The sequence below is a fragment of the Alteriqipengyuania sp. genome, assembly GCF_964222115.1.
In the GTDB taxonomy this organism is placed as follows: domain Bacteria; phylum Pseudomonadota; class Alphaproteobacteria; order Sphingomonadales; family Sphingomonadaceae; genus Alteriqipengyuania.
Genome location: NZ_CAXQBM010000012.1, coordinates 70,864 through 89,199, shown reverse-complemented (window position 1 = coordinate 89,199; position 18,336 = coordinate 70,864). Strand labels below are relative to the sequence as shown.

The window sequence follows — 18,336 nt, the reverse complement described above, 5'->3', positions numbered from 1 at the left end:
CTCAGTATCCAGCTTCGGCCCAGCCGCGACCGTTCGCGGCGAGGTCTTTCAGGAGAGCGGAAGGCTGCCAGCGTGGCCCCAGGTCGGCACCTAGCCGTTCCGCCATGGCGACCACCCGGTCCAGACCCAGTTGTTCGCCCCAGTGCATGGGGCCGCCGCGATGGGCAGGAAAGCCATAGCCGTTGATCCATGCCACATCGATATCGCCCGCGCGCATCGCGATGCCTTCTTCCAGCTCGCGAGCGCCCTCGTTGACGATGGGCAGGAATAGCCGCGCGCGGATCTCGTCATCATCGAAGCTGCGCTGTTCGACACCGAGCTCGCGCGCGGCCTGCTGGATAATTGCAATTGCCTCTGGATCGGGCACACGCTTGCGATCGGAATAGCGATAGAAGCCAGCGCCACTTTTCTGGCCAAGCCGGCCGGCTTCCACCATTTTCTCGATAAGGGGGGAGAGCCGCTCTTCCGGAGGCAGAGTCTTTGCACGCACTTCGCGCACCAGTGCCGCAACATCGAGCCCGGCCATGTCGCGCATCGCCACCGGGCCCATCGGCATCCCGAATTCCTCGGCTACCCGGTCGATCTGTTCGGGCGAGGCGCCCTGTTCCATCAGGAACTCGGCCTGGCCGGTGTAGAATTGCAGGGACCGGTTGGCGATGAAACCGTCGCAATTACCCGCGACTACGCCAACCTTCCCGATGCGGCGGACGAGCGCCATGCCGCTCGCTACGGCATCCGGTGTGCTCGCCTCGCCGCGCACGACTTCGACCAGCTTCATGATGTGCGCGGGCGAAAAGAAATGCAGACCGATTACCGAACCGGGGCGCTTGGTGGCCGCAGCCATGCGATCAATATCCAGCGAACTGGTATTGGTGGCGAGGATCGCGTGCGGGGGCAGCGCTTCGTCAAGCTGGGCGAAGACCTGCTCCTTCAGTTCCATCTTCTCGGGCACGGCCTCGATGGCGAGATCGCACTCGGCAAAGCGGGTATAGTCTGTGCCATTACCAATGAGTTCTTGCGCAATTCGGCATTGCTCGGTGCTCATGAGGCCACGCTTGCGCGTCCCCTCGTAGATCTGGTCGATCCGCGCCCGCGCCTGTTCAAGGGAGCCAGCGTCTCGGTCGACCAGCTCCACCGAAATGCCCTTGTTGGCCAGCGCAATGGCGATCCCGCTGCCCATCAGGCCCGCGCCGACGATGCCGACCCGCTGGATGGGCAGTGCCTCCCCTTGGGAAAGCTTGGCCGCAGCGCGCTCGGCGAAGAAGGCATGGGTCAGCGCCTTGTTCTGGTCGCCCCCTTTCAGATCGTCGAATGCGGCACGCTCAAATGCGAGGCCTTCCTCGCCGCCAGCGCGGCACGCTGTCTCGATACAATCGATAATCGATAGTGGGGCCTTCGCGCCCCGCCGTTCCGCCTTCGCTCGCGCCGCTTCGAAGATGGCGCTCTCGATGCCTTGTACGGCGTCCGTGCGGTCGAGGATCGGCCCGGGGATATCGTCCGTCTCAAGGGCAGCGTTCAGGAAATCGATGGCTGCGTTATCCGTGTCGTCGACCAAGGCATCGAATACACCGAGCGAAAGTGCTTCTTGCGCAGGAACTTTCCGGCCCGAAACGACGATGTCTAGCGCGGTGGCCGGGCCACACAAGCGGGTGATCCGCTGCGTCCCGCCTGCGCCGGGCAAAAGCCCCAGCTTCACTTCGGGCAGGCCCGCCTGCGCGTCTGGCAGAGCAACGCGGAACGTGCATGCCAGCGCCAGGGCCAGCCCGCCGCCCAGTGCAGCGCCATGGATGGCGGCCACGCTCGGCTTGCCGGCCTGCAGTGCGTCCTGGATTTCCCGGACGGTTGGGCTTTCGAGATGACGCCCCTGCTGCATCTCCTTGATATCGGCGCCCGCGACGAAGGTACTGCCTTCTGTTCGCAAGACGATGCCACGCACCGCATCGTCGGCATTGGCCTTGGCGATGGCATCCCCCAGCCCCTCGCGGACCACGACGCTCAGCGCGTTGACCGGGGGATGGTCGATCGTGACAACGGCAATCCCGCGTGTCTCGCGATAGGATACGGGGTTCATGCGGTGGTCCTCACTTAACCAGGAATCCAGCGTCGACGGGGAGTGCGACACCCGTGATGAAACGGGCCTCCTCCGAGCAGAGCCAGAGGATTGCGTTGGCGACGTCTTCGGCCTCGACCCACGGGGTCGGGAGGAGGTTGAGCTTGGAAGCTGCCTTCTCGATATCTGCGGCGGTCGGATGCTCGAGATCGGGCCGGAAGAGTTTGAAGTGCTCTTCATGCTCGATCAGCGGGGTCCGTACGGTGGTGGAACACACTGCATTGACCCGGATCCATTTCCGCCCAAGCTCGGCTGTGAGCGATTCCATCAGCCCGATGACGCCGTGCTTCGCCGCGGAATAGTGCGAGACCCACGGCATGCCCTTCAAACCGGCGGCAGATGCGGTGAAGACGATCGAACCACCGCCGGCTTCGCGCAGGTGAGGAATCGCGGCGCGACACGTGCGCCACGCGCCCGACAGATTGACCGCCATCATCCGGTCCCACTGTTCTTCGGTCAGTTCATCGGACGGCCCCATCCCGGCAATGCCGGCATTGGCGATCACAAAATCGAGCCGGCCAAGTTGCCCGATACCATCGGCAATCGCGGCTTCGATCTCTGCCAGGTTCCGTACGTCACCATTGCGCGCCACGATCCGGCGCCCGGCAGCTTCGACCGCTGCGACGGTCTCCTCGAAATCTGCCGGGACACTGGCAGGAGAATCGGGCGCGACCTCTCCACACACATCCAAGGCGATGATATCCGCGCCCTGGTTGGCGAAGGCGACAGCGGCGGCGCGCCCCTGTCCACGTGCAGCACCGGTGATGAAGGCGACCTTTCCGTCGAAGCGCTTGCTCATGCGGTTTTCCTTTCGGGCTCCCAGGCGTGGATACCCGGGCCGATGTGCGCTCCGCCGTCGATCTGGAGGAGTTGGCCGGTGATCAGCCTGCCGCCGTCGCTGGCGAGAAATCCGACCAGTTCGGCGATTTCCGAAGTTTCGGTCGCACGGCCCAGCGGAACGGCATCCATCCGCGCCAGGATCCGGTCGCGTGCCTTGGGATCGAGGTTCTCGGTCAGGACGATACCCGGACCGATGCAGTTCAGCCTGATCCCGTCGCCACCCCATTCGAGCGCGAGCGTGCGCATCAGGCCGAGAACGCCAGCGCGGGCAGCAACGCCGTGCGAGGCACCCATAATGCCCCGGTCGATCCCCGTCAGCGAAATGCTGACAACCATGCCACGCCGTTTCGCCAGGTGCGGACGTGCGGCCAGGGTGATCGAAAACACGGATGACAGGTTCAGGTCGATCACCGCATCCCAGCCGCGGCGGGAAATATCGGTCGCAGGAGCGTAGAACTGTCCACCGGCATTGTTGACCAGCAGGTCGAGCCCGTGATCACCCGCTGCCGTAGCGACCAGGTCGCCCACTGCATCGGCATCGCGCACGTCGCACACAACGGCTTCGTACGTTCCGGCAAGCCCGGCCGCCTGCTCGCCTGTCGCCTGCAAAGTGTCGATCGTCCGGCCCGCGCCGGTGACGTGGGCGCCAAGCGCGATCAGCCTGAGTGCGATTGTACGCCCGATGCCACTGCCGGCACCGGTTACGAGGCATCGCTTGCCTTCCAGCAAGCCGGGGCGAAGCGTATCAAGCGATCCTGCGGCCATGGCCACTCCAGTACTTTTCGCGCAGCACCCGCTTCAGGATCTTTCCCGAAGCATTGCGCGGCATTTCGTCAATGAAATCGATGGATTTCGGGCACTTGTATGCAGCAACGTGTTCGCGTGCCCATGCGATGAGATCGTCGGGGCTTGGGCGCTCTCCACGAGTGCTCACCACGGCCTTGACCGCTTCACCCCACTTTTCGTCGGGCACACCGATGACCGCGACTGCATCGACGCAAGGGTGGGCAGCCAACGCGTTCTCGACCTCGATCGGGTAGACGTTTTCTCCCCCCGTCACGATCATGTCCTTGATCCGGTCGGTCAGGAACAGGTAGCCGTCTTCGTCGAGATATCCTGCATCCCCGGTTCGCAGCCAGCCATCATCGGTGATCGCCGCTGCAGTTTCTTCCGGCTTGTGCCAGTAGCCTTCCATCATGCCCGGGCTCTTCCCCCAGACTTCGCCCACCTCGCCTTGGGGGCGGTCGTTACCGGTTTCGGGGTCGACGACGCGCACAGCCCCCCAGGGCACGGGCGTGCCTGCGGACCGCAGACGATCGCGATGCGGCCCTTCGAGGACATGATCTTCGGAACGCAGAACGGTGATCGTTCCGTTGACTTCCGTCAGCCCATAGCCCTGCACGAAACCGCAATTGAGCGTTTCGAGTGCGCGCGCGAGTACCGCCTCCGTAATCGGGGCTGCGCCATACAGAACTTTTCGCAGGGCAGAGAGATCGCGCGTGGGATCGGCCTCCACAGCCGCAATGACCTGCTCCAGCATGATCGGTGCGAGCATTGCGTTGGTGACACTTTCCGATGCCATCAGATCGGCAACTTCAACCGGGTCGAAATCGCCTACGAGCACATCGTGCCCGCCTTGCGACATGGCCAGCAGCCCCCAAAGCGCGCCCGCCGTATGGAAGGTCGGCATGCATACCAGGCTCACGCTGTCGGCGTCGAACCCCCATTCTTTCGCAGCCCCGGGTAAGATCGACCACAGGCTGCCATGGGTAAACGCAACACCCTTTGCATTCCCGGTGGTGCCCGAGGTGTAGCAGATCATGCAGGTGTCATCGGCGCGCGAGACGATGGGTAAGGTGTTATCGGCCTGTGCCGCGAGCCGGGCCGCGTAACCATCGCTCCCGGTATCATCCAGGTCGATGACCAGGGGCGGATCGCTCAACCTGGAAAGCGCATCGGCAACGAGACCGCTCACTGCGCTCGATCCCAGCACGACCTTCGGCGTGCAATCGGTCAATTGTGCCGCAAGTTCCGCAGCGCTGAGGCGCCAGTTCATCCCGACCGAGATCGCGCCAAGCTTGGCCACCGCAAAGATGATTTCGAAGTGCTCTGCCCGGTTGCGACCGAGGAAGGCGATACGATCGCCAGGACCGACTCCAAGATCGGCAAGTGCGCGTGCAAGACGGTTCGTCGAGCGATCGAGTTCTTCGTAGGTCTGCGTCCGCCCCTCGAATGTGAGGGCAGATCGCTTGGGGTCGCTGTCGGCAACGTGGCGAAGGATATCGTCGATTGTGTTCATGATGAGATCCATAGCTCCAAAACGGACCCGAGCGCAGCCGTTCGCCATCTGCGTCGAGTGTCGGAGACGGGGAGAGATTGCCGCTTCCGGGCATGGGCGGCCTGATCCAGCCGTCACTTGACTGGAGGTTGCGCTCGGCAAGCCAGGGGTCTGCAAATGCCTCTGCTGGCGTGGCGACAGCGTCGGCGGGGACGCCCGCGCGTTCGAGCAGCGAAACCCAATCGTCCCTGTCACGGGTGGCAAAGGCTGTTGCCAATGCAGCGGCGAGGGCTTCGCCGTTGTCGCGCCGATCGCGCCAGTCCCAATCTCGCGCATCCGCGGGGAGGGCATGCCCGTCGGCTGCAAGGGCATCGACGAGCGCATGCCAAAGGCGCGCTTCTATTGCGCCGATGGCGACAGCTCGCCCGTCGCGCGCCACATAGATATCGTTTGCCGGCTCAAGATAGCGCGTCCAGGCAGAATCGTCCTGCCGATCCTCGGCAGGCACGCGCCATGCCATCCAGTGAAGCATGACCTCCTGCATCGCAATTTCGAGCTGGGCGCCGCGATCGGTGCGCGAACGCTGGATCAGCGCGGCGAGGATCGACTGAACCGCCATTGCCGCTCCGCCGAAATCGGCCACCGGCATGGCGGGACGGGTCGATTGTCGTGTTTTCCCTGACCAAGTGGTTGCCGCACCCAAAGCACCCGAACCGGCGAGAAAATTGAGGTCATGTGCCGGGGCAGACGCCCGGGAGCCTGATCCGAACCCGGTGATTGCACAATATATCAGTCGCGGATTTTCGTCTCGCAACGTGTCCGATCCAATTCCGAGCCGCTCGGCGACGCCTGGCCGGAAATTCTCGATCAGGACGTCTGCCTCGCGCACCAGCGTCAGCATCTGCTCGCGCCCCGCAGCACTTTTAAGGTCGATCGCGACCGACTGCTTCCCGCGATTATACGTGTCGAAAAAGGCGCCATCATAAAGGTGCCGGCCCGGGTCGCCACTAGGCGGCTCGACCTTCACGACCTCGGCCCCGAGCCACGCGAGATGCAGCGCGCAGACCGGGCCCGGAAGCAGCATTCCTAGGTCGATAACGCGGATTCCGTCGAGCGGTGCAGCAATGTCGGATAGGTGAGGATCGCTCATGACCTACTGGGTAGTATGTTCCATCAGTGCCCGTCAAGACTGTTGACCGCAGCCCATTCCGACGACATACTACCGAGTAGGTTATGCAGCGATGTAGAGACGCACCGCATGAAAACCACTATGGGAGAGAACATTATGCGTAGAGCAACCGTACCGTCGCTGCTTGCGATTGCAGCCGTTCTTGCGCCGGCTTCGGCAATGGCGCAGGATGCCAGCGGAACTGTCGCAGGGCAGGATGAAGCCGAAGCTGGCGAAGAGCAGGCCCAGCCTGACCAACTCTCGACGATTGTCGTCACCGCCCAGCGCCGTGAGGTCGGCCTGCAGCAGGCGCCAATCGCAGTCAGCGCCATTTCCGGCGAAGCGATTGCAGAAGATCGCATTCTCAGTTTCGAGGATGTCGCCAAGCGCACTACGTCGCTTTCCTTCACCGCGATTTCCGGCCTCGATCAGGAATTCAACATTCGCGGGATCACGAATACGCGGCTCGACTCGCCCTCGGCGGACCAGTCGATCGGCATCTTCACCGATGACGTCTATGTCGGACGGCCGGGCCTCTTCAATTTCGACCTCTATGATATCGAGCGGGTCGAAGTGGTTCGTGGGCCCCAGGGCGTGCTGCTTGGACGTAACGTGGTCGGCGGGGCGATCAATATCATCACCGCCAGTCCGAAGTTTACGCAGGGCGGTTCCGTCAGCCTGTCTTATGGCAATTATAACGACCTGCTTACCCGTGGCCACCTGACAGGCCCGTTGAGCGAAAACTTGGCAGCGCGCGTTTCTTTCCAGTCGCACAGCAATACGGGCTATTCGCGCGATATTCTCAATAATCGAGACCTGGATGACATCCAGAGCATCCAGGCGCGCGGGCAATTGCTGTTCCAGCCAACGGAATCGGATTTCGAGGCGCGCTTGATCGTCGATGCTGTCCATGATGAATCGAACGGCATTGCGCAAATCGCCATCGACGGCCCGGACGCCGGGCAGGGCCCATGGAGCGCCGCGCGTGAACAGATCGGGCAGCTGCGCGGCGAGCCTCTTACGATCCGTGAGGCTTTGCCACAGCATCCCATCTTCAAGGGGGATATTGCGCCTACGCCGCATGGCCTCACGCGTGATGCTGTCAGCATTGTCGGCCAGTTGAGCAAGGGGCTGGGCGATGTGGCCGATCTGCAGGTGGTCATCGGTTATCGCGATGGTCAGGCAGACAGCCAGTACGACCAGACCGGCGTCGGCCCGTCGAACGGCTTCGGGGTCTTGTCGCCACTTCTGTTCACCACGCCTGTCAATGAATCTGAAGATGCAACGCAGTTCAGCCAGGAAATCCGCCTCGTGTCGCAACCCACCGAAAGCGGGTTCGAATGGATCGTAGGAGCCTATCACCAGCGCGATGATGTTACCAAGATCGACCGGTTCTGGGGCGAAATCCCGCTTGCCGCGCTCGACCTTATTAGCGGGGAATCGCTGTGGAACAACGTTGCGGAATCGGAATCCTGGGCCGTGTTCGGTCAGGTTGGTTACCAGTTCAGCCCGATGTTCAAGGTCATCGCCGGCCTGCGCTACTCCAGTGACAAGAAGTCGGGAGAGATCACCGCGACCGCGGTCGAAACCGGCGACCGGTTCAATCCCGGCGGGACCGTGCCGTTAACCCCCCTGGGACCCACCCTTGCCGAGGGTCAGTCATTCACGGCTACCTATTCGGAAAGCTGGGACAAGCTGACTCCGCAATTCACACTGGAATTCACCCCCCATGACGATGTGCTTGTCTATGCGACCTATGCCACGGGTTACAAAGGCGGCGGGTTCGAAGATACGCCCGCCAACGCGGCTGCAGCGGCAATCAGCTACGATCCGGAAACGGTGAACAACTACGAACTCGGCGCCAAGGTCGAGTTCCTGAACCGTCGTGCGCGCCTGAATCTGGCCGTGTTCCAGATGGACTATAATGACCTTCAGGTCACCCAAACCGACACCAACTGCTTGTGCAGCGTGACCGACAATGCAGCGGACGCTCGCATTCGCGGGATCGAGTTGGAAGGGCAGCTCATTCCCGTTCGCGGACTGGAGCTGTTCGGCAGCCTGACGTGGCTCGATACCGAATATCTCGAGTTCACCGATTCCCTGGGGAACGACAACACTGGCAATTTCCTGCAGCGCACACCAAAGCATCAGTTCAACCTCGGCATGCAGTACACCCTTCCCGTGGGCGATCGTGACGAACTGAAGTTTCGTGCCAACTACACGGGGAGGGGAAAGAGCTTCTGGTTCCCGACCAATGCGCAGTTCGAAGAGTCCTACGGCCTGCTCGATGCGCGGATCTCCTATACCCTGAATGATCGCTGGACTGCGGCGATCTGGGGCCGGAACCTCACTGACACCGAGTATCGCGTGACCGTCAATTACGCATTGAATGACGAGGTGTCGCGCTTCGGGGCACCGCGCACCTACGGGGCAGAGATTGCCTTCAAGTTCTGACGCGACACGCCGGTCCTGCATGCCAAAAGATCCAGATGTAGGACCGGCACCTTTTACGTCCGGGGATCGAGCGCTAAGAGTGAAGTGCTGAAGTGGTGAATTGAGCGGAATGAGGAAGTTATGCCGGGGCAGGTGAACAAGGTCCGCACGACACGGGCACGGCCCAACCGCAACGAAGAAGGCCGGCTGGAAATCCTCGCCGCGGCGACAGATGCCTTCATGCGGCTCGGCTACGCGCGCGCATCGATCGACGAGATCGCCGACCAGATGGGCGCGACCAAGGGCAGGGTCTATCACTATTACCGCAGCAAGGCGGATATCCTGATGGATATTCACCGGCATGTGCTGGACATGATGTACTCCGCCGCCGTCGCCGAAAGCCAGGCTGCAGAAGACCCGGCCGACGCCATCCGGCGAATGGTGAGGCGGCACGCGCTGATTGTGATGGAGAATCTGGCGTTTACGCGGGTAGCACTGCTTTCGACTACCGACCTGTTCGTAAACGAGAAGCAACAGGACTTCATGGCCGAAATCTCGAAGGTTCGGCGTGACTACGAATCGCTGTTCATCGATAACCTGCGCAAGGGCATGGATCAGGGCCTGTTTCGGGAAGCAGATCCGAAGCTGCTGGCCAAGCCTTTGCTCGGGTCCCTCAACTGGACGACCATGTGGTATCTCGATCGCCCAAGTGCTACGGACGAAAGCCGGGCCGAGATCGCGGAGCTGATCGTCGACTACGTGATGGGTGGGGTACTTTCGAGGTAGGCCTGTGCCATCTCTCGCAAAACGTCCTTGCGCACTTTCGTCGCGTTTGCGCTGACCGTGACCGGGATCTGGGCATCCAGCACGATCCTTTCAGGGACCTTGTAACTCGCGAGCATGCTCCGAACGAAGTCGCGCAATTCCTGTTCAGTCGACGTGCTGCCCGCTGTTAACCGGGTGAACGCGACCGCGACATCGCCGCGTTCGAAATCCTTTGCGCCCACTACATGCGCTTCTGCGACTGCTTGGTGACTGCACAGCGCGGCCTCGATTTCCGCCGGATCGACCAGTGTTCCGCGCAGGCGTAAGGCGTCTCCCATGCGTGCGATGAAGCGGAAACCGTTAGCGGTCCGCTCCCCAAGATCGCCGGTCCGCCACCATCCATCATCCGTGCATGCCAGCGAAGTCGCTTCGTGATCACCGAAATAGCCCGATGTCACCGTGGCCCCTCGCAGCTGGATTTCGCCACGTTGACCTGGCTCTACGGACGCGCCTGTTTGCGGATCGACTATTCGCGCCCGGGTTGAACCGTCGAGTAGCGGGCCACCGGCATGGCGTCGGTCTTCAGGTGGCGCATCGGGCGAACATCCGGCAACGAAGGCCAGCCCTTCGGACGATCCGTAGGCTTGGGCGGCACGCAATCCCGATCCGCCGCACGGCTCGACTGCGGCTATGACGTCGGCGGGGTCGCGACCTGTGAAAGCGCCGAAATAGCACGTCTTCCAGTCTGGCAAACTGCCACGCGCCAATCGATCTGACTGCACGATCGCGAGGATGAGGTTATCGCCGCCGTGGACATGCGCAATATTGAGCCGCGTCATCGCTTTGGCTGCCTCATCCGCGTCAAACACCGGCATCAATACGGCCGTGCCGCCGGTCATCAATGTCGCCAGAGTGATGCCCAGGCCCCAGATCCCGCACATCGGAAGGGCGCAAAGCACCGTATCGCCCGCGGAGATCGCGAAGCGTTCGGCGGCGGCAGAAAAGCGGATCACCAGACCCGACTGGGTGTGAACCGCAAACTTCGTCTCCCCGGTCGAACCGCTGGTTGCCAACAGGTTGAGCGGTTGGTCGCCGAGCTTGTCAGGGGGAAGGGCGATGTCACCCGCTGGCGGTAGTAGAGCGGAGCAATCGACCATGACCGTCTCGATGGGCGGCAATCCTTTCGCGGCCTCGGCGAGAATTGCAGCGAAGTCGATGCCCTGGAAATCGCTTGGGTGAATGAAGAGCGCAGGTTCGGTCCGCCTCAGAAGGTGCGCGATCTCGGTCGCTCGCCAACGCGTGTTGACCGGTGCGATTATCAGTCCGCAGCGCGCGGCGGCGAGCTCCAGTATCGGCCAGGCCGCGACATTGGGAAGGCATACAGCAATCCGTGCGCCTGGCTTCAGGCCTCTCCCTGCAAGCCAGCTCGCCCAGCGCTCTACTGCATCGATCAGTTCGCCATAGGAAACCTGCTGGTCGCCTGCGGGGTGCGTCACAATCAGCGCCGTGTGCTTGGGATCGTGCCGGGCGATTCTCTCAATGAGCGTGTTGTGCATCCCCTTGCTTTAGTATGATCGGGGCAATCCGACGACCTGCTGCGCGATATAGTTCAACGCCATTTCTTGGCTGATCGGGGCGATGCGCATCAGGCGTGCTTCCCGGAAATAGCGTTCCACATCGTACTCGCTGGCGTAACCCAGCCCACCGAGAGTCTGGACGGCCCGGTCCGCAGCAAAGAATGCGGCATCCGCGCACAGCAATTTCGCCATGTTAGCTTCTGCTCCGCATGGCTCGCCGCGGTCGTAGAGCCATGCCGCCTTGCGTGCCAGCAGCTCGGCCGATTGCAGGTTGGCATAGGCTTGCGCCAGCGGGTGCTGGATCGCCTGGTTAGCGCCGATCGGGCGCTCGAATACAACCCGCTCATTGGCGTACTGCACGGCGCGGCGAAGTGCGGCGTACCCGATGCCGAGCGACTCATGCGCCAGCAGGATGCGTTCGGGATTGAGACCGTCGAGCAGGTAGCGGAAGCCCTTGCCTTCTTCCCCGATCCGAGCGGATTCGGGCACTTCGAGATCGTCGATGAACACTTCGGTAGAGGCGACCGCATTGCGGCCCATCTTGTCGATCGGGCGGATCGAAATCCTGGACCGGTCGATGTCGATCAGGAACAGCGTGATCCCGTCGGTCGGCTTTGCGCATTCCTCGCGAGGGGATGTTCGCGTGACGAGGATCATCTTCTCGGAGTCCAGCGCCTTGGTGATCCAGATCTTGCGCCCGTTGATGACATAGCCATTTTCGGTCCGCTTGGCGAAAGTGCGGATACGGGTCGTGTCGGTCCCGGCATCGGCCTCGGTTACGGCGAAGCACACGTGGCAATCGCCGCTGGCGACGCGCGGGAGGAGCGATTGGCGCAGCTCTTCCGAGCCATGCTTGGCCACCACGTTCACCCCGAAGATGCTGAGGTGCATCGGGCTGCACCCGTTCATCGCCGCGCCCGAGGCTGCCACTTCCTGCAGCAGCAGCGCTGCCTCGGTAATGCCAAGCCCGCTGCCGCCATATTCTTCCGGGATTGCGATGCCGAGCCAGCCGTTCTCGGCAAAGGCATTGTAGAAATCCCACGGGAACTCATGCTTGCTGTCGCGTTCGCGCCAGTAAGCATCGTCGAAAGTATTCGCGAGAGTGCGAACCGCTTGCTGGACTTCCTGCTGGGTCTCGGTGAGCTCGAAATTCATTCCGTTTCCATCCGTCTGCGAAGCCGGGAAGCTACCCGGCAGTTTGTTCAAGGATATGTGCCAGCCGGTGCTGGCGGTGTGTTGCGCTCAGCCAGAGAACATTGCGCTCAGCGTATCGGGATCGAGCGGCGCGCCCGGCTCGATGGCACTTCCATCGAGGACCTGGTCCCAGTGATCCTCGAGCTGTTCGCCGGGTTTCAAGTGCACGCCGGGCGCGATGGCGATGTGTGCACTGGTAAACCAGCCACCGCCCGCAACCAGAACTGCGCCGGTGACGTCCAGATCATCTGACGCAAGCTTGACGATCGCGGGTGTTACGAGATCGGGCGGGAGTTTTTCGCCGAGCCCGGGGGGAAGTGTGTGGGCAGACATTGGTGTAGTCGCGATCGGGGCAAGGCTGTTGACGAGGATGCCATAGCGCTTCCCCTCGATCGCCAGCACATTTGCGAGGCCGATGATGCCCATCTTTGCCGCAGCGTAGGAGGCTTGCGAGAAATTGCCCCAGAGGCCTGATGGCGAAGTGACGAGGATCACGCGCCCGTGGCCGCGCTCCTTCATATGCGGCCAGGCTGCATGACACAGGTGATGCGTGCCGTTGAGGTGAACGTCGATCACCGGGTCCCAATGGCTCTCGTCCGACTTGGCGTAGGATTTGTTCCGCTCGATCCCGGCATTGGAGACAAGGATGTCGATCGATCCGAAGTGATCGAGCGCAGCTTGGACGATGGCCTTTCCTCCATCACCACTGGCGACACTATCGGTGTTTGCTACCGCATCGCCACCGGCCTCGAGTATTTCCTCGACCACTGCCTCTGCGGTCCACGTGCCCGCGTCGTTCTTCCCGATGTCGTTTACCACGACTTTCGCGCCTTGCGCTGCAAGACCTATCGCATAGCTGCGGCCAAGCCCCTGTCCTGCCCCGGTGACGACCGCGACGCGTTCTGCCAGCTTACCCGTCATGCGCCAGTTTCCCCTTCGATGATACCGCGCAGGGCGGCGAGGTAGCGTGCCGCAGTGAGGCCATCGACGACGCGATGATCGCAGGCGAGTGTGAGGTACATGGTCGGCCGGGCAACCACTTCGCCGTCGATCACCACCGGACGATCCGCCAACGAACCGACGAACAGCAATGCGCTCTGGCGGCGGTTGATAGTAGGGAAACCCGTATCGATGCCGTAGGCGCCGAGGTTGGAAATGGTCATCACCGCGCCCTCGAAGGCTTCGGCTCCAAGACGGCGCCTGTCGGCGGCTTCGCGCAGCGCAACGATGGATGTGGAGATTTCTTTGAGGGTAAGGGATGCCGCATCTTTCAGTACCGGCGTCATCAAACCGTGATCGGTCGCTATGGCGACGGCGACGGAAACATTATCCGGCCGCTCGATCTTGCCATCGACGAATACACCGTTGAGCGCAGGCTCCTTGCCCAGCGCCTCGATAGCGGCGTGGACCACCAGGTCATTGATCGAAATACGGGGGGCATTCGCGTCGCCAGCCAGCGCTTCGCGCTCGGTCCGCAAGCGTTCCTTCAGCGCGGTGGCATCTACCTGCACGATCTCTGCGAAGTGGGGAATCTCGCTCCAGCTTGCGGCCATGGTGGATGCCATCGCCTTGTGCACGCCGGTCAGGGTCTCGGTGCTTACAGTCATGCAGGATCGTCCGCCCTCGCGATTACCGTCCCAACCTCGACGGTTTCCCCTTCGGGCACTACGATCTCGCGCAAGGTTCCGGCACGCGTGGCTTCCACCTCGTTCACGGCCTTCTCGGTCTCGCATTCGTAGAGGATTTCCCCCTGTTCGAAGCTATCGCCGACTTTCTTCATCCAGCCGGTAATGGTGCCCTCTTCCATCGTCTGGCCAAGTTTGGTGAGCTTGATTTCGAACATCATCAATCCTTCGTGGTGGGTGCGGCCATGACCGCTTCGATGGTCTTCACTACCGCGTCAGCATCGGGTGTCAGCAGGCCTTCGAGGTCGAGGTTCTGCGGAACGTAGGAGTCGTTTCCGGCGACGCGCACTGGTGCCGCCTTCAGCTTGCCGAAGGCACGTTCCACCACTTGCGTGATCAGTTCGCCCGCAAGGCCGCCGGTTACGGGTCCTTCATGGACGACCACCAGCCGCCCCGTGCGCTCGACGGAGCGGAGCACGGCATCCAGATCGAGCGGGCGAATACCGCGCGGATCGATGACCTCGCAGCCGATTCCGTTCTCGGCCAATTCGTCCGCAGCCTTCATCGCGATGGTCGTCATGCGCGACCAGGCGACGACCGTTACTTCATCGCCTTCGTGTAGATTCGCCGCGACACCCAGCGGGACCAGGTACTCACCCTCTGGCACCGGGCCGCGCCGGTTATAGAGCGACTTGTTCTCGAGAAAGAGCACGGGGTCATCGTCGCGGATAGCGGACTTCAGCATTCCCTTTGCGTCTGCCGGGGTCGCGGGCATCGCGACCTTGAGACCGAAGCTATGCCAGAAATACTGCGCGAGCGACTGGGAATGCTCGGGCCCGAGACCGCCGACGACGCCTTCCGGCGCGCGGATCACCAGCGGCACGGCTTGACCGCCGCCATGCATGTAGCGCCACTTCGCTGCCTTGTTGACGATCTCGTCCATCGAAATCAGCGCGAAGTCGGCATATTGCAGCTCTACCACTGGACGCGCGCCGGCGAGCGCGGCTCCCACCCCGCCGCCGACGATGAAGGCCTCGGAGATGGGTGTGTCGAACACGCGGTCCGCCCCGAACATCTCGGTCAGGCCCTTGGAGACACCGAAAACGCCGCCGAACGGGCCTGCGTCCTGCCCCATCATGAAGACCCGTTCGTCGCGCTCCATTTCCTCGATCAGCGCTTCGCGCAGAGCTGCTCGATAGCTGAGCGTGCGCGTGGCTTCGGATTTCTGTTCGGTCATGCTGCGCCTCCTTCGGCCAGCAGGCCTTCGTAGATACGCTCCGGACCCGGCCTGGCCGATTTCAGCGCCTTCTCGACTGCTGTTTCGAGGTCTTCGGACTCTTCATCGCGGATCGCGGCGAGATCGTCATCGCCCACACCCATGGCTGCCAGCTTGTCGGCGGCTAGCTTTACCGGATCGCGCTCTCGCATCGTGTCGAGGTAGTTCTTGTCGCGATAGGTCTGCGGATCGCCTTCGAAATGGCCCCGGAAGCGGAGCGTTTTCGCCTCGATCAGCGTCGGGCCTTCGCCTGCGCGGGCGCGTGCGACGGCTTCGGCCATTGCTTCGTGCACCGCTTCGACGTCCTGCCCGTCGACGATACGGCTGGGCATTCCGTATGCCAGCGACCGGTCTGCCACGTCCTCGACAGAAGTCGCTTCGCGATGCGCGACCGACACCGAGTAACCATTGTTCTCGCACAGCCATACCATCGGGAGCTTCCACAGGGCGGCGGCGTTGGCGGCCTCATGGAACGTGCCGCGGTTGGCCGATCCTTCACCGAAGATGTGGACCGAAACGCGATCGTCCTTGAGCTTGCGCGCACCGAGCGCGGCACCTGCGGAGAGTACGAAGCCGCCACCCAGCGTGCCGCTCGATCCCATGATGCCAAGCGACTGGTCGACCGCATGGACGATGCCTGCGCCAAGCCCCTTGGTGGCACCGTCCACCCTCCCGAGGAAATCGCCGAGCAGCGGGCCGACCAGCATCCCCTTGGCGAGGATCTGGGTCACGCCGCGATGGCTGTAGAACAGCATATCGTCCTCGCGCAGTGCAGCGCAGGCTCCCGTCCCGATCGCCTCTTGCCCGCGCCCGGAATGAAGCAGGATGCGCGCGGTGCCATCTTCGATCAGGCGCAGGACCACCTGTTCGAGCAGAATCGACCGCTGCATGATCCGGTAAGCATGAAGTAACTGATTTTTCGACATTCCTGCCATGCGCGCATCCGTCCTTTACCTTGGTGCCATGCCATAGCCTGTCCGCGAAGGCAGCGCATCAACGGCCCGATAATCTCATTGACCTACCGAGTAGTATGTGCAAACCATCATTGTCAAGCGGGGGCGAAACCCGGCCCTTCCTGGACAATCTTTTAGGGGATGACGATGAACTCCATGACGGCGATCGCGAGCACCGATCTGGCGGACGACAGCGCGCTCAGGCGCCGGGTCGACGAGCTTTGCACAGAGAGGCTGCTGCCGATTGTGCGTGCGTGGCCCGAACACGATCGTACCTGCCGCGAACTTATCGAGGCGCTTGCGCAGGAGAACCTGTTCGGGCTCGCCCTACCCGAGGCCTATGGTGGGGCGGGACAGCTCGACCGCTATTCGCACCTGCTCTGTCTGCTGCGCGAGAGGTTCGGGTATCATGATCCGCTGATCGACACGCATTTCGCGGTGCAGGGGTTGGGTACCAGCGCGATCTTGCGAATGGGTACGGACGACCAGCACAGCCGCTATCTTCCGGGTCTGACATCGGGCAAGACGCTGTTCTCCTTTGCGCTGACCGAGCCACATAGTGGTTCCGATGTGTTGGGAATGAAGACCCGGGCGCACCGCGACGGGGACGAGTGGGTCCTCAATGGATCGAAGATGTTCATCTCGGGCGCGCCCGATGCCGATGTATATATTACCTTCGCAAAAACCGGGGAGGAAGGCGACGATCGCGCTATTACCGCCTTCCTGATTGAGACCGGTACGCCGGGCTTCACCGCACGCGGCGGGATCGACCTTCAGGCCCCCCACGCAATCGGCTACCTCGATTTCGATAATTGCCGGATCTCCGACAGGCAGCGGCTCGGCGAACCGGGCGAGGGCCTGCGCGCATCGCTCGGCACGCTGGAAATATTCCGTCCCTCGGTGGGATCGGCCACCGTGGGGATGGGCAAGCGGGCGATCGATCTGGCCTTGAACGTGGTGCGCGAGCGCCACGCATTCGGCGCACCACTGTCCGAACTGCCAGGCATTCGCCTGAAGCTGGGCCGGATGGCGGCGATCGTCGCGGGTGGTGCCGCACTGGTCGAACGCGCAGCGACGATGTGCGACAATGGCGAACGCATCATGCTCGAAGGCGCGGCAGCCAAGGCCTACGCGACCGAGGCGGCGCTCGAGGTGATCCACGAATCGCAGCAGATCCACGGCGGACGCGGGGTGATCGTGGGCTACGAGATCGAGGCGCTGGGCAGGGCTGCGCGGCCGACCACGATTTATGAAGGAGCCTCGGAAGTACAGCGGACCATCATCGGCCGCGCCGAGGCGAAGCGCGCGCGTGCCGGGAAATCTCGCGGGCCGGACAATCTGCCCGACAGCCCGACTGGCAACCTCTTGCGCGAAGCGAGCGCGACTTACGAGGCCTGGCTGGATGAAGCGATCAGGGGCCCGGCCGACGAGCCTGCCTTCCAGATGCGTCTCGCCGAAAGCGCTATGGCACTCGAAGCGGCAGAGACCGTGTCCGATGGAGACAAGCGGGATTATCTGGCGCTGGCAGCAGCGCGCACCCTGCTGGGCGACATCCACCGAACCGGGGTGGCAGTACCGACCGCAGCTCTCGACAAGGCAATGTCGGCCTGCCCGCTTTCCGAGGACGCGCTCGCGCTGCGCATCGCGGGGGACATGCTGTGAGCGGGCTGTGGTTCGAGGAATTCGAGATCGGCCAACGGTTCGAACATGAGTGGCGGCGGACAGTCACCGAGTACGACAACATGCTGTTCTCGAACCTGACGATGAACGTGCAGCCGCTGCACATCGATTTCGAGTTCGCCAAGGGCACCGAATTCGGTAAGCCGCTGGTCAACTCGCTGTTCACGCTGGGCTTGATGATCGGGATGACGGTGAACGACACGACTTTGGGCACCACGGTTGCCAATCTCGGCATGTCTGACGTGCGCTTCCCCAAGCCGACCTTCCATGGCGACACGATCCGCGTGGTCACCACCGTTAAGGACACGCGCGACAGTTCGTCGCGCCCCCAGCAGGGCATCGTCACCTTCCTGCACGAGGCGTTCAACCAGAACGATGAGTGCGTTGCGACATGCGAACGTGCTGCGCTCATGCATCGGAAACCCACCGAATGAACA

General features: G+C 62.5%; 15 protein-coding genes and 1 pseudogene. 4 read left to right on the top strand and 12 right to left on the bottom strand.

What is annotated here, in order from left to right:
• Position 1: 1 nt before the first annotated feature.
• The 5 genes and pseudogenes from ACEQXE_RS01680 to ACEQXE_RS01660 form a co-directional block, all read right to left on the bottom strand.
• Complete coding sequence (locus tag ACEQXE_RS01680; protein WP_370177152.1) at positions 2 to 2,071, bottom strand: FAD-dependent oxidoreductase; 2,070 nt, start codon at positions 2,069 to 2,071, stop codon at positions 2 to 4.
• A gap of 10 nt (positions 2,072 to 2,081) precedes the next feature.
• Positions 2,082 to 2,909 (bottom strand): mycofactocin-coupled SDR family oxidoreductase, encoded by an 828-nt coding sequence (locus ACEQXE_RS01675; protein ID WP_370177151.1) that lies wholly within the window; start codon positions 2,907 to 2,909, stop codon positions 2,082 to 2,084.
• Positions 2,906 to 3,715, bottom strand: a complete 810-nt coding sequence (locus tag ACEQXE_RS01670) for an SDR family NAD(P)-dependent oxidoreductase (RefSeq protein WP_370177150.1) — start codon at positions 3,713 to 3,715, stop codon at positions 2,906 to 2,908. The genes ACEQXE_RS01675 and ACEQXE_RS01670 overlap by 4 nt, the downstream gene beginning before the upstream one ends.
• The gene (locus tag ACEQXE_RS01665) at positions 3,696 to 5,249 is read right to left on the bottom strand and encodes a long-chain-fatty-acid--CoA ligase (RefSeq protein WP_370177149.1); all 1,554 of its coding nucleotides are present in this window, start codon (positions 5,247 to 5,249) and stop codon (positions 3,696 to 3,698) included. The genes ACEQXE_RS01670 and ACEQXE_RS01665 overlap by 20 nt, the downstream gene beginning before the upstream one ends.
• A 184-nt stretch (positions 5,250 to 5,433) precedes the next feature.
• A pseudogene (locus ACEQXE_RS01660) lies at positions 5,434 to 6,312 on the bottom strand (CaiB/BaiF CoA transferase family protein); the annotation flags it as partial.
• A 201-nt stretch (positions 6,313 to 6,513) separates the two neighbouring features.
• Here ACEQXE_RS01660 and ACEQXE_RS01655 point away from each other — a divergent pair.
• Both ACEQXE_RS01655 and ACEQXE_RS01650 read left to right on the top strand, forming a co-directional pair.
• The gene (locus ACEQXE_RS01655) at positions 6,514 to 8,850 is read left to right on the top strand and encodes a TonB-dependent receptor (protein WP_370177148.1); all 2,337 of its coding nucleotides are present in this window, start codon (positions 6,514 to 6,516) and stop codon (positions 8,848 to 8,850) included.
• 132 nt (positions 8,851 to 8,982) lie between these two features.
• The gene (locus tag ACEQXE_RS01650) at positions 8,983 to 9,615 is read left to right on the top strand and encodes a TetR/AcrR family transcriptional regulator (RefSeq protein ID WP_370183060.1); all 633 of its coding nucleotides are present in this window, start codon (positions 8,983 to 8,985) and stop codon (positions 9,613 to 9,615) included.
• On the opposite strand, the gene ACEQXE_RS01645 is transcribed toward ACEQXE_RS01650, so the two are convergent.
• The 7 genes from ACEQXE_RS01645 to ACEQXE_RS01615 form a co-directional block, all read right to left on the bottom strand.
• The gene (locus tag ACEQXE_RS01645) at positions 9,585 to 11,150 is read right to left on the bottom strand and encodes an AMP-binding protein (RefSeq protein ID WP_370177146.1); all 1,566 of its coding nucleotides are present in this window, start codon (positions 11,148 to 11,150) and stop codon (positions 9,585 to 9,587) included. The genes ACEQXE_RS01650 and ACEQXE_RS01645 overlap by 31 nt on opposite strands.
• 9 nt (positions 11,151 to 11,159) lie before the next feature.
• Positions 11,160 to 12,326, bottom strand: coding sequence for an acyl-CoA dehydrogenase family protein (locus tag ACEQXE_RS01640; RefSeq protein WP_370177145.1), 1,167 nt, complete (start codon positions 12,324 to 12,326; stop codon positions 11,160 to 11,162).
• Between the two features lie 87 nt (positions 12,327 to 12,413).
• A complete protein-coding gene (locus ACEQXE_RS01635) occupies positions 12,414 to 13,286 on the bottom strand; it encodes an SDR family NAD(P)-dependent oxidoreductase (protein ID WP_370177144.1) in 873 nt (290 codons plus the stop codon).
• The gene (locus ACEQXE_RS01630) at positions 13,283 to 13,972 is read right to left on the bottom strand and encodes a 2-oxo acid dehydrogenase subunit E2 (RefSeq protein WP_370177143.1); all 690 of its coding nucleotides are present in this window, start codon (positions 13,970 to 13,972) and stop codon (positions 13,283 to 13,285) included. Before ACEQXE_RS01630 ends, ACEQXE_RS01635 begins: the two co-directional genes overlap by 4 nt.
• Complete coding sequence (locus ACEQXE_RS01625) at positions 13,969 to 14,211, bottom strand: biotin/lipoyl-containing protein (RefSeq protein WP_370177142.1); 243 nt, start codon at positions 14,209 to 14,211, stop codon at positions 13,969 to 13,971. Before ACEQXE_RS01625 ends, ACEQXE_RS01630 begins: the two co-directional genes overlap by 4 nt.
• Entirely contained in the window at positions 14,211 to 15,227 is a 1,017-nt protein-coding gene (locus ACEQXE_RS01620) for an alpha-ketoacid dehydrogenase subunit beta (RefSeq protein ID WP_370177141.1), read from the bottom strand. The genes ACEQXE_RS01625 and ACEQXE_RS01620 overlap by 1 nt, the downstream gene beginning before the upstream one ends.
• Positions 15,224 to 16,156: a thiamine pyrophosphate-dependent dehydrogenase E1 component subunit alpha gene (locus ACEQXE_RS01615; RefSeq protein ID WP_370177140.1), complete on the bottom strand. Its 933-nt coding sequence runs from the start codon at positions 16,154 to 16,156 to the stop codon at positions 15,224 to 15,226. Before ACEQXE_RS01615 ends, ACEQXE_RS01620 begins: the two co-directional genes overlap by 4 nt.
• A gap of 210 nt (positions 16,157 to 16,366) precedes the next feature.
• Here ACEQXE_RS01615 and ACEQXE_RS01610 point away from each other — a divergent pair, with 210 nt between their 5' ends.
• Together ACEQXE_RS01610 and ACEQXE_RS01605 are read left to right on the top strand one after the other, a co-directional pair.
• Positions 16,367 to 17,881 (top strand): acyl-CoA dehydrogenase family protein, encoded by a 1,515-nt coding sequence (locus tag ACEQXE_RS01610; protein ID WP_370177139.1) that lies wholly within the window; start codon positions 16,367 to 16,369, stop codon positions 17,879 to 17,881.
• Positions 17,878 to 18,333 (top strand): MaoC family dehydratase, encoded by a 456-nt coding sequence (locus tag ACEQXE_RS01605; RefSeq protein WP_370177138.1) that lies wholly within the window; start codon positions 17,878 to 17,880, stop codon positions 18,331 to 18,333. The genes ACEQXE_RS01610 and ACEQXE_RS01605 overlap by 4 nt, the downstream gene beginning before the upstream one ends.
• Positions 18,334 to 18,336: the final 3 nt, after the last annotated feature.